The organism is Bradyrhizobium hereditatis (assembly GCF_020329435.1).
GTDB classification, from domain to species: domain Bacteria; phylum Pseudomonadota; class Alphaproteobacteria; order Rhizobiales; family Xanthobacteraceae; genus Bradyrhizobium; species Bradyrhizobium hereditatis.
On the sequence record NZ_JAGKJK010000011.1, the window covers coordinates 267,839 to 279,537 of the forward strand.

Here is an 11,699-nt window from a genome sequence, read left to right on the forward strand (position 1 = left end):
TTGGCTGTCGATGAGGCGGGGCGGAATCGAGGATCGCCTGACGATGCCGTTCCTCGCGATTCCCGACAAGTCCGTTATTGCGGCAGACAGGGGCGGCGATTGCATCGCTTCGCGTGCAATGACATAGAAAGTCCATGATTTCAGATCGACTGTTCGTCTACGGCACGCTGATGCGCGGCTTCGACCATCCGATGGCGCAGCTTCTGTCGCGCAGCGCGGATTTTCTAGGCGCCGCTACTTGCCGCGGGCGGCTCTACCTCATCAAACATTATCCGGGGCTGCTGTTATCGGACGATCCGGCCGACATCGTGTTCGGCGAGCTCTATCGCCTGCGCGAACGCGACGCGCTGCTGGCCGAGTTCGACATGTATGAAGCCTGCGGCGCCGGTTTTCCGGAACCGACCGAATATGTCCGCCGCATGCTGCCCGTCATTCAGGAAGACGGCGTGGCCGGCGAGGCGTGGACTTATGTGTACAACTGGCCGGTCACGGGGCTGCCGCGGATAGCATCAGGGAAATTTTTGGAGCCGTGAGTCTCGTGTCCCGGACGCGGTGCAGCGCGCAGCGCTGCCCCGCAGAGCCGGGACCCATGCTTCCGCGGATGGGCCCCGGCTTAGCAGCGCATCACTGCGTGCTGCGCAGCATCCGGGGCACGAGAGCTATCCCGCGTCCAGTCGCTCGCGCTCCACCCTGATATCCACCTCGCGCTCGACATATTTCCATTCTTCACTGGCGCGCAGCGTGCGGACAAGTTCCTCGAATTCGTCCGCATGCGCGGGCTCGAACTCGAACCAGGTCAGGAAGTCGAAGGGCTCGCCGAGATCGCGGCTATGATAGAGCTGGCGGGCGATCGCCGGCAGATATTTCAGGCTGCTCGCAATGTGGTGCGACTTATCCTCGAAAATCTCGCGGCGTTCTTCCTGCGTCAATTCCCACCACGCCGCCGATTTCTTGATCGGGATCAGCGCGGCAAGGGTCGCCTCGGGCCGGCCGATCTCGGCGGGTGCGGCATCGAGCTCCGTCTTCTCGGCACGCTCGGTATAGCGCAGATGACTGGCGACGCCGGCAAGCCGCCACGCCGTCAGCGAGGGCAGGATCGGCAGCGTGATCGATAGCGTGTGGACGACCGACAGCGCCGGTGTCGGCGACAGCGATGCGCCCTTCACTGGCGCAAGCCGCGTCACCCGCCAAGCCCCGCTCCTGCCACCCCGGAACACCGTGAACATGCTGACATGGAAGCGCGGAACCGGCGGGGATTCAAGCTCCGCTGTCATTCCGGGGCGCGAAGCGTACCATAGTTTCGGACGACCTCGGAATGACCGAGAGGCCTGTGAATAACCGGGAGAATTCAATCGGCGTTCGTACTTTGGCGGCCCGGCCCTATATCGATGATCGGTTGGCACCGCCCGCCGACTCGGCAAAACTCCATCCATGCGCTTCACGCCCCAATTCCTCGAAGAGCTGCGCGCCCGGCTTCCCGTGTCGGAAGTCGTGGGCCGGCGCGTCAAGCTGAAGAAGGCTGGAAAGGAGTTCAAGGGGCTTTCGCCGTTCCAGCAGGAGAAGACGCCGTCCTTCTTCGTCAACGATCAGAAGCAGGGGTGGTTCGACTTCTCGTCGGGCATGAACGGAAACATCTTCGATTTCGTGATGAAGACGGAGGGCGTTTCGTTTCCGGAAGCGGTCGAGCGGCTGGCCGCGATGGCCGGCCTGCCGCTGCCGGCGGCGACCCCTGACGCCGCGCGCCACGAGCAGCGCCGCAAGACGCTGCATGACGTGATGGAGCTCGCGGCAAAATTCTTTGCCGATACGCTGGCCTCGCGCAACGGCGCCAAGGCGCGTGGCTATCTCGGCGACCGCGGTATTTCGCCGGCGACGCAATTGCAGTTCCGCCTCGGCTATGCGCCGGCAGATCGCTTTGCGCTGAAGGAGCATCTCGGCGCGCAGGCCATCTCCACCGGCGATATGGTGGAAGCCGGGCTCCTGATCGGCGGCGATGACATCCCGGTTCCTTACGACCGCTTCCGCGACCGCGTGATGTTTCCGATCACCGATGGCCGCGGCCGCGTCATCGCCTTCGGCGGCCGTGCGCTGGAAAAGGACGTTCCCGCAAAATATTTGAACTCGCCGGAAACGCCGCTCTTTCACAAGGGCGATAATCTCTACAATCTCCCGGCCGCGCGGCAGGCTGCGCATAACGGCGCGCCGCTGATCGTGGTGGAAGGCTATGTCGACGTCATCGCCATGGTCACCGCGGGCTTTGCCGGCGCGGTGGCGCCGCTCGGCACCGCGCTCACCGAAAACCAGCTCGCGCTGCTCTGGAAGATGGCGGACGAGCCGATCCTCTGCTTCGACGGCGACCGCGCCGGGCAGAAGGCGGCCTATCGCGCTGCCGATCTCGCACTGCCGCTTCTTGCGCCGGGCAAGAGCCTGCGCTTTGCGCTGCTGCCGGAAGGGCAGGACCCCGACGATCTCGCGCGCTCCGGCGGCCGCATGGCGATCGAGGAGGTGATCGCGGCGGCGCGCCCGCTCGCCGACATGATCTGGTCGCGCGAGATCGAGAGTGGCACGTTCGCAACCCCCGAGCGGCGCGCTGCGCTGGAAGCGCGCATCAACGAACTCAGTAACGGCATCCGCGACGAGGTGGTGCGCCGCTACTATCGCCAGGATCTCGTCGAACGCCTGCAGCGCACCTTTGCCCCCGATGCCCGCGGCTACGGGCGGGGCGGCTTCCCGGGCCGGGGCGAATCACCCCGCGCCTTCACCCCGCGCGGGGGCAGCGCCGCGGGCCGATTCGCCCCCCGCGGCGGCCGCCCGCCGGGGGCCGCCTCCGGAATCGCCCCCGGCCCCTACCAGGCGGCGAGCCCACAGCTCGCGAATAGCCCGATCATGCGGGGCCAGCGCAGCGCGATGTCCCGCCGCGAGGCCCTGATCCTGCAATCCCTCATTAACCATCCCTGGTTGTTGCACGATCATCTGGAGGAGGTGGCCGCCCTGGAACTGGCGCATCCCGAAGCCAATAAGCTCCGCGCCGGTATCATCGCCGCCTTCGCCAACGACCATCACCATTCCCCTGACGTCGACGAACAGGCCGAGAAGATGCGCGCCGACCTCGAGGCGCGTGGATTAGGTGAGGTTCTTCAACGGGTTGAGCGGGCGATCACGACCGCGGCGGTGTGGGGCGCGCGTCCCGGCGCGGCGCGCGAGGATGTTTTGGCCACCTGGCAGCAACTCGTTGTCTTGCATCAGAAAACGCACGCCCTACTTAGGGAGAGGAAAGATGCCGAGTTGGCGTTGGGCGAGGAGCCCAGTGAAGCCAATTTGGCGTGGCTGAAGGACGTCAGCGCCCGGCTGGAGTCGCTCGACGGCACGGAAGCCCTTATCGAGGGTTTTGGCGAGCTTTCGGGCCGGTTCCGGAAGAGCGTTTAAGGCCAAAAACAATTGCGGATGGCGGCGGCCGTGCCCGCAAAAAGACTCGCCAAATCCATGGTTTGGCGGCAAAAACAGGGTTAAGCGAAGCTTAATAGTCCGAAGGTAACTAACCAGCGAGGCACCTTTCGGGCTATTGGCATAACACCGGCGATGGCGGGTTAACGGGGTGGCGGTCTGCGCCGCCCTTTGCGCGTCGTAAGCTTGCGAATACTCAAGGGGCAGGGGCGTGATCCAGAAAAACGGTTACCGGTTTTCGATTTACCGGTTTCGACTCGGATCGCGCGCAAGGCAAGGATCTAGCGGGTTGGCTTTTCAAACAAAAGACATCCTGCTGTCGACTTCAGTAATTCAGAAGCGGATGGCGCTTGGCGTCATTCCGCACGAGCGCGTTTCGGGAGCTTGATGAATGGCCACCAAGGCAAAGACGCTGCAGGTTAAAGACAAGGAAAAAGACGACAAGGCAGCGGACGCCCCGGAGAAGGACTCGGCCGACGCGCCTTCGCCGTTGCTCGACCTCTCCGACGCCGCCGTCAAGAAGATGATCAAGCAGGCCAAGAAGCGCGGCTTCGTGACCTTTGATCAGCTCAATGAAGTGCTGCCCTCCGACACTACCTCGCCGGAGCAGATCGAGGACATCATGTCGATGCTCTCGGACATGGGCATCAACGTGTCGGAAGCCGAAGAGGCCGACGAGGACGCCGAGAAGGAAGACGACGACGACACCGACAACGAGCTTGTCGAGGTCACGGCCAAGGCCGTCACCGAGGTCAAGAAGTCCGAGCCCGGCGAGCGCACCGACGATCCCGTCCGCATGTATCTGCGCGAGATGGGTACGGTGGAATTGCTCTCGCGCGAAGGCGAAATCGCGATTGCCAAGCGCATCGAGGCTGGCCGCGAGGCGATGATCGCGGGCCTCTGCGAGAGCCCCTTGACCTTCCAGGCCATCATCATCTGGCGCGACGAATTGAACGAAGGAAAGATCTTCCTTCGCGACATCATCGATCTCGAAGCGACCTATGCCGGCCCCGACGCCAAGAACAATCTGAACCCGACGATGATCGCGGCCCCCGCCGAGGCGCAGGCCGCCAATGGCGAGGCTGCCGCGCCCGCCCATGTCGCGCCGCCCGCAGCGCCGCCGTCGCCGACGCCGTTCCGCGCCCCGGGCGCGGGCGAAGCCGATGCGGAGGAGAAGGATCCGGCGGAAGCCGCCGCTGAAGGGGACATGGAGGAGGACGAGTTCGAGAACCAGATGTCGCTTGCCGCCATCGAGGCCGAACTCAAGCCGAAGGTGGTCGAGACCTTCGACAAGATCGCCTCCGAGTACAAGAAGCTGCGCCGCCTGCAGGAGCAGGACATCGCCAACCAGCTGCAGAGCGAGTCGCTCTCGCCCTCGCAGGAGCGCAAGTACAAGAAGCTGAAAGACGAGATCATCGTCGAGGTGAAGTCGCTGCGCCTCAATCAGGCCCGCATCGACTCGCTCGTCGAGCAGCTCTACGACATCAACAAGAAGCTGGTTTCGTTCGAGGGCCGCCTGTTGCGCCTCGGCGACAGCCACGGCGTCGCGCGCGAAGACTTTTTGCGCAACTATCAGGGCTCGGAGCTCGATCCGCGCTGGCTCAACCGCGTCTCGAAACTCTCGGCCAAGGGCTGGAAGAATTTCGTCCATCACGAGAAGGACCGCATCAAGGAGCTGCGCGGCGAGATCCAGCAGCTTGCGGCGCTGACCGGTCTCGAGATCGGCGAGTTCCGCAAGATCGTGCACGGCGTGCAGAAGGGCGAGCGCGAGGCGCGCCAGGCCAAGAAGGAAATGGTCGAGGCCAACCTCCGCCTGGTGATCTCGATCGCCAAGAAGTACACCAACCGCGGCCTGCAGTTCCTCGATCTGATCCAGGAAGGCAACATCGGCTTGATGAAGGCGGTGGACAAATTCGAGTACCGCCGCGGCTACAAGTTCTCGACCTACGCCACGTGGTGGATCCGGCAGGCGATCACGCGCTCGATCGCCGACCAGGCCCGCACCATCCGTATCCCCGTGCACATGATCGAGACGATCAACAAGATCGTGCGCACGAGCCGGCAGATGCTCAACGAGATCGGCCGCGAGCCGACCCCGGAAGAGCTCGCCGAAAAGCTCGGCATGCCCCTGGAGAAGGTCCGCAAGGTCCTGAAGATCGCCAAGGAGCCGCTGTCGCTGGAGACGCCGGTCGGTGACGAAGAGGATTCACACCTCGGCGATTTCATCGAGGACAAGAACGCGATCCTCCCGATTGATGCGGCGATCCAGTCCAATCTGCGCGAGACCACCACGCGCGTTCTGGCCTCGCTCACCCCGCGCGAAGAACGCGTGCTCCGCATGCGCTTCGGCATCGGCATGAACACCGACCATACGCTGGAAGAAGTCGGCCAGCAGTTCTCGGTGACGAGAGAACGCATCCGCCAGATCGAGGCGAAAGCGCTGCGCAAGCTGAAGCATCCGTCAAGGTCGCGGAAGCTGCGGAGCTTCCTCGACAATTAGTTCGTCATGCCCGGGCTTGACCCGGGCATCCATCGAAATAAAGAACGGCGGGCGAAGCCCGCCGTTTCTGTTTTGCTCGATCGCAGCAAACTTCTCACGCCAGCGCCCGCGGCCACCCCTCTCCCCAACCCTCCCCCGCAAGGGGGGAGGGAGCCCTGCCAGCGTGCTCACCTCACGGAAGGTCGCGGCTTCTACAAACTGCACCTCCGCGCGACTAACGCGCGTGAGGAACGCACCGGCGGCAGGGTTCCCTCTCCCCTTGCGGGAGAGGGTTAGGGAGAGGGGTGCCGCTTGCTCCGCTCGTAGTGAAACGCGAGGACGACATGCTCTCCGGGAATCGCGACGAAACTACTTCTTCTTCGCGCCCACCCGGCTGATGCTCTTGATCTCAAGCTGCGGGCGGTCCGACTTCTCGGCGATCTCGCGATCCTGTTCCATGATGTAGCTACGCGCTGGCGCATCGCCGTCGAGCAGCTCGGTTGGCACGCGGCGGTTGGAGCGCAGGGAATCGTCTGCATAAACGACGTTGAAAAAGGCGAATTCGCCCTTGGGATTGGTTCCGGGTTTTTTGGCCATGGCCGGCTTGTCCTCGATCAGGACATCGCTGTCAAAGCAAAATAGCGATGGCCTGCCTTTCGCGGCGCACCTGCTTCGACTCGAAACAAGCGGCAAGCAAAAGCCCGCCGTTTGCTCTTCCCGGACGTGATCGCGCTGCGTCCGCAACGGCGCCCTCCCTCTCCCGCCTGCGGGGGAGGGAAGGGGTGGGGGCTCCGCGAGTTCGATCTCTCGTGCGGCCGACTCGCAACTTCATCAAAATCTGCAAATCTCCGCCCGGCTTTGAACGCGATCCTCGCACTCGCCTGCTCAGCATCGCGATCTACATCAACTTCTTCAGCCATCACTACATCATCGACCTGCGCTGGCTGCTATTCGCATTGGCCGGCCGGCTGCTCCTGCGCACCCGCATCCATTTCAAGGTCTGGCACCGGCACCGTTCGATGCCGCTCTTGCTCGGCCTTGTGCTGGTGTCAGTCTTCATCTGGTTTTCGGAAAACATCGGCACATTCACGAGGATCTGGCTCTATCCGTCGCAGCGGCAGGGCTGGTCGATGGTATCAGTCGACAAGCTCGGCTCGTGGTTTCTGTTGTTGATCATCAGCTACACGCTGGTGAGTTTGGTCAACGCGCCGCGGGAGAGGCGAGAGGAAGGCGGCGCGAGCGCCGTTCGCAGGAAACTCAATCGCATGCCGGATTTTGAGCATTCTCGATCGTGACGAAAGTAATCGTAGCTGGCGCAAGCTCAATCAAACCTGCCGGCGATGTCACCCCGACAAGCCGCGGAAACTCGTCATTCGGGCCAAGCTCCAGCGCGGCGCCATTCAGCTTCACCGTACCGCTTTGCAGATGATCCGCCGACAGCGTGTACCGCTCGCTGGTATCAGGCAATCGCAGCGTTCCGACGGTTGCCTTGTCTGTATTGATGGCAAGCAGCGTCACCGCCCCACGCATGCCTCGCCGGCAATGCGCGTAGACGTGCCCCCCCTTGTGCACGCCGGCGTCGAGCACGGTCGTGCCCATCAGCCTGCGCCACAGCAGCGCTGCCCAGTAGTTTGGCCGCGGCCGCAGCGTCGTCTCGTCGAGCAGGCCATAGTCGCTGGCGGCCAGCGTGTTGTGCGCTACCACCTGGACGCCGGCTCTCGCAAGCCGGCCGAGTTGATCGAGATATCGGAACGTATCGAGGAACGTCGAAGCCCAGGGATTGCCGCCGCAAGCCGTCTCGGCGGTTTCGGTGAGCCACATCGGTTTGCCCTGCGCAAACTCGTCACGCAGCGATTGATAGAACGCGCGCGTCCGGTCCGTGCTCGCGAGCCAGTCTTCCGAAAGCGCGGCCTCGGGCGTGGTCTGGCCCGGAATGCCGGAGCAGCGCTGCGAGAGCGCGCCATAGTGATGATAGGAAAACGCGTCGATGCCGGGCCCTGATGCGGTGAGCAAGTCCCGGGCGTTGATGAAGTCGGGGCTGGATTGCGACTCTGCTGTCTCGCCGATCGAACCGGGGCCGAGAACCATCACGTCCGGTTCGCTCGCCCGCATGAAACCGAGAAAGGCGTTGAAGTCCCGCCCATAAGCTGCCGCGTCATATCCCTTTGGTGCACCGCCCATCGCGGCGAGCGTCGGCTCGTTCATGAACTCGGCGGCGGCAATTCTGCCGCCGACAGATCTGGTATAGGCAAACAAGCGGCGCGCCTGATCGCTCTGCCACAGGCCCGTTGCGTTCCGCGCACCGGGGCTCGTTGCCATCGAAGTCACGATCTCTGCACCAGCCGCCCGGGCGAAGTCGACGACACCTTTCCAGCGCTCGCGGCTCAGCACCGCGCGGAAGCCGCTCGGTGGCATCGCCGGTGTCTCATCGCTATCTGCAAAGTAGGTGCTGTTGGCCCAGGTGCCGCTGACGCGCAGGTAGGCCGGAGCCAGCGCCGCGGCCAATCTGCGCAACCGGGCGTTCGAGAGATCAATGGGCTTTCGATATTCGAAGAGGTCGGGATTGCTGCCCGCAGGAACATTGCCGGTGTTCTCAGCGCCGCGATCTGGCGACGCTGCGGCGCTCGCTTTGTATGGCTTCCAGAACCGTCCGCCGGTGACCTCGACCATTTCAATGTTATAGGATTGAAAGCGCTCATCGATGGTCCCGAGACGGGGCAATCGCGAGGGGTCGACGGAAAGCGCCGGCGCTTGGGCCGTAGCCTTCCCGCTTGCCGCCAGCGCGGCAATGACAATTCCCATTCCGACTTTGATGCCACTGGACCTGGTCATGGCCATCGTCCCACCTATCCACTATGTCTATCATTTGGGCTGTACAGTCCGTCAGCAAAATGTTCGCGAGAAGGGGCGGTGGTGATGCCGGCTTCGCAGACGAAGAGCGATCTCGCACCCGTGCTGATCGCATGTTGCCTTGCCATGCTGGCGGTGGGCGACAACAGCACGGCTATCATGGCGGCGCTTCCGGACATGAAAGGCAGCCTGCAGCTTGGTCCCGCGGAGCTCGAATGGGTGGTGAATGCCTATCTCCTGACCGCTGCAATTTTCATCACTGTCGGTGGCGGCACGGCGGACCAGCTCGGGGCGCGACGATCCTCGATCGCGGGCATCGTGCTGTTTGCTCTCGCTTCCCTCGTCATCGCGCTGGCGCCATCCGGCTTCGTGGTGATCGGCGCACGCGCGCTGCAAGGGCTGGGAGCCGCGTTCGCCGTATCGGGCACGCTTGCCGCGGCTACCGAAGCCGCGCCTGACGAGCGGCGGGCGGAGGCGATCAGCGCCTGGACTGGCTTCCTGATGCTCGGCTTCAGCATTGGGCCGCTCATCGGCGGGGCCGTGACGCACTACGCGGGCTGGCGCTTTATCTTCTGGTTGAACGGTTTGGTTATGGTGCCCGCCGCGCTGATATTGATGCTGCATCCTCGAGGTGGCGGTCGCCGCGCGATGTCGATGGATTGGGCCGGGCTTGGCATTCTCGCCGTCTTCATGGTGACGCTGATATCGGGATTGCAGGCGCTGGCGCATCTCGCTGCGAACCGGAAAGCCGCGCTCGTCCCGCTCGCGCTGGCGGTGATTGCCGTCGTTGCGCTGGTTCGGATGGAGAGGCGGCGCAGCCAGCCGCTGGTCGACTTCGGCCTGTTCGCCAATCGAAATTTCGCGATTGCGGCAGGCCTGCTGTTTCTCGTGATGTTCGACATCATGACGCTGCTGCTCTATTACAACCTCTTTGCGCAATCGGCCGATGGCCTCGGTTTGTCCGCCATCGCGGCCGGTCTTTCCCTGTTGCCGCTCTCCATTGCGCTGCTTGCCTTTGCGCGAGCGGCTCCCGCGATTGCAATGAGGGTCGGGGTACGGCGCATGCTGACGGGTGGATCGCTCCTGCTGGCTCTCGGCTGCGCGATCACGTGGTCGTCGTTGCAGATCGAGGCGAGGTTCGCGCTTCTGCTGCCAGGCCTCTTTGTCGCCGGCATCGGTATAGCGCTGATCTATGCGTCGGCGCCGCGGCTCGGCCTTGCAACGCTGCCGCAGCAGCAGGCGGGGAAAGGCTCCGGCATGCTCAATTCCTGCAGCTTTCTCGGCGGAACGGTCGGAGTCACGTTCGGCGGAATTGCGTTCGCGTTCAGCGGATTTACCGGTGTGCTTGTGCTGCTGGGAATTTCAGCGCTGGCAAGTGCGATGCTCTGTCTGAAGTTGAAATCGGATTGAAAGCTTGCCGGAGCTATGGTGAATTGCGCCTCTCGCCGCACAATCGTTCGTTGGAATCGCCCGAAATGAGCCCGATCAAGCGCCCTTTTTCGGCTGCCGGAGTTGCTGCCGCTCGCGGCGGAGGGTCGGAAGATGATGGCGTTACCGTGGCGCGAGCGTACAAAGCGTTGTTGGATCGCGCGCCGTTTCGGCTAGGGTAGTTTGGTAGAGCAGTCAGGAAGAACGGATGAACAACAGCAAGCAATTGACGATCGTCTTTGCCACTCTGGCCACGCTTGCGTCGTTAAGCCCACCCGCCCACGCCGCCCAATGCGGCAGCTCGGCCGCCGGCTACGCCGCCTGGAAGCAGGAATTCGCCGGCGAAGCGCGCGCCAAGGGCATCAGCGCCTCGACCATCCAGGCCTTGATGGCGACCAACTATGCGCAGGCGACGATCAATGCCGATCGCGGGCAGCGCAGCTTCAATCTCTCGCTCGATGCGTTTTTGGCCAAGCGCGGAGCGGCGACCATCGTCGCGAAAGGGCGGCAGCTCAAGCAGTCGCAGGCGGCGCTGTTTGCGTCGATCCAGCAGCGCTACGGCGTGCCGCCGGGGCCGCTGCTGGCGATCTGGGGCATGGAGACGGGGTTTGGCAGCCAGCGCGGCAATCAGAACATGCTCGCCTCGATCGCGACGCTCGCCTATGACTGCCGGCGCTCGGCCTATTTCACCGAGCACCTCTATGCGGCGCTGCAATTGATCGATCGCGGCGCGCTGTCTCCCAGCCAGCGCGGCTCCATGCATGGCGAGGTCGGTCAGACGCAGTTCATGCCGAAGGCCATTTTGGCTTACGGCACCGGCAATCTCGAGAACGCGGCGAACGCGCTGATGTCGACGGCGAACTTCTTGAAGGCGCATGGCTGGCGCGCCGGCGCGGGCTATCAGCCGGGCGAGCCGAACTTTGCGGCCATCCAGGCCTGGAATGCTGCGGGGGTCTACCAGAAGGCGATCGCGCTGATAGGTCGCCAGATCGACGGTGGCGAGTAGGGAAGCGTCGGCCGTGTGCTCGCCTCGTCATGCCCGGGCTTGACCCGGGCATCCATCCTCTTGGTAAAAGTTCATTCGAAGGAGATGGATTGCCGGGTCAAGCCCGGCAATGACGGAAGGCGAGGCTCATAGCACCTGCCACCCGCCGCTTTCCCATGGCATGATCCGGCGACGTAACAAGGGATTCGCATGCGCATATTTCGTTGGGCCATTTTTCTTGGCGCCGTCATTCTCTCCACCCCCAGCCATGCCGCCCGCTGCGGCGGCGATTTCAATACTTTCATCGCGACGATGTCGCAGGAGGCAGCCGCGGCGGGCGTCTCGCAAGCGGTGATCAGCCAGGCCTTTGCCGGCATCGCGCAGGATCCGGCGGTGCTCGCCTTCGACCGTCGCCAGCGCGGCACCTTCAACAAGACCTTCGAGCAGTATGTCTCGACCCGCGTCGGCCCCGGCCGCATCAACATGGGACGGCAGATGCTACTGCGGCACGCC

Annotated in this window: 10 protein-coding genes; 7 read left to right on the top strand and 3 right to left on the bottom strand. The window is 63.6% G+C overall.

Going from position 1 to position 11,699, the window contains the following annotated elements; genetic code table 11:
- Positions 1 to 134 precede the first annotated feature (134 nt).
- Complete coding sequence (locus J6524_RS25695) at positions 135 to 533, top strand: gamma-glutamylcyclotransferase family protein (RefSeq protein WP_225675733.1); 399 nt, start codon at positions 135 to 137, stop codon at positions 531 to 533.
- 126 nt (positions 534 to 659) lie between these two features.
- Here J6524_RS25695 and J6524_RS25700 read toward each other — a convergent pair whose 3' ends face one another.
- The gene (locus J6524_RS25700) at positions 660 to 1,226 is read right to left on the bottom strand and encodes a chlorite dismutase family protein (protein ID WP_225675770.1); all 567 of its coding nucleotides are present in this window, start codon (positions 1,224 to 1,226) and stop codon (positions 660 to 662) included.
- A gap of 205 nt (positions 1,227 to 1,431) precedes the next feature.
- Here J6524_RS25700 and dnaG point away from each other — a divergent pair, with 205 nt between their 5' ends.
- Positions 1,432 to 3,426: a DNA primase gene (gene dnaG, locus J6524_RS25705; RefSeq protein ID WP_225675735.1), complete on the top strand. Its 1,995-nt coding sequence runs from the start codon at positions 1,432 to 1,434 to the stop codon at positions 3,424 to 3,426.
- Positions 3,427 to 3,835: 409 nt separating this feature from the next.
- A complete protein-coding gene (gene rpoD / locus J6524_RS25710) occupies positions 3,836 to 5,944 on the top strand; it encodes an RNA polymerase sigma factor RpoD (protein ID WP_225675737.1) in 2,109 nt (702 codons plus the stop codon).
- 348 nt (positions 5,945 to 6,292) lie between these two features.
- On the opposite strand, the gene J6524_RS25715 is transcribed toward rpoD, so the two are convergent.
- Positions 6,293 to 6,520 carry a hypothetical protein gene (locus J6524_RS25715; RefSeq protein WP_225675772.1) on the bottom strand — a complete coding sequence of 76 codons (228 nt, stop codon included), beginning with the start codon at positions 6,518 to 6,520 and terminating at the stop codon, positions 6,293 to 6,295.
- 212 nt (positions 6,521 to 6,732) lie between these two features.
- On the opposite strand from J6524_RS25715, the gene J6524_RS25720 reads away from it, so the two are divergent.
- Positions 6,733 to 7,218 carry a DUF817 family protein gene (locus J6524_RS25720; RefSeq protein ID WP_376712076.1) on the top strand — a complete coding sequence of 162 codons (486 nt, stop codon included), beginning with the start codon at positions 6,733 to 6,735 and terminating at the stop codon, positions 7,216 to 7,218.
- Here J6524_RS25720 and J6524_RS25725 read toward each other — a convergent pair.
- Positions 7,181 to 8,755, bottom strand: a complete 1,575-nt coding sequence (locus J6524_RS25725) for a glycosyl hydrolase family 79 N-terminal domain-containing protein (protein WP_225675739.1) — start codon at positions 8,753 to 8,755, stop codon at positions 7,181 to 7,183. The genes J6524_RS25720 and J6524_RS25725 overlap by 38 nt on opposite strands.
- An 84-nt stretch (positions 8,756 to 8,839) precedes the next feature.
- Between J6524_RS25725 and J6524_RS25730 the strand changes: the two genes are divergently transcribed.
- The 3 genes from J6524_RS25730 to J6524_RS25740 all read left to right on the top strand — a co-directional run.
- A complete protein-coding gene (locus J6524_RS25730; RefSeq protein WP_225675741.1) occupies positions 8,840 to 10,183 on the top strand; it encodes an MFS transporter in 1,344 nt (447 codons plus the stop codon).
- A gap of 226 nt (positions 10,184 to 10,409) precedes the next feature.
- Entirely contained in the window at positions 10,410 to 11,207 is a 798-nt protein-coding gene (locus tag J6524_RS25735; RefSeq protein WP_225675743.1) for a lytic murein transglycosylase, read from the top strand.
- 189 nt (positions 11,208 to 11,396) lie between these two features.
- On the top strand, positions 11,397 to 11,699 hold a 303-nt coding region (locus J6524_RS25740; protein ID WP_225675745.1), incomplete at its 3' end, for a lytic murein transglycosylase.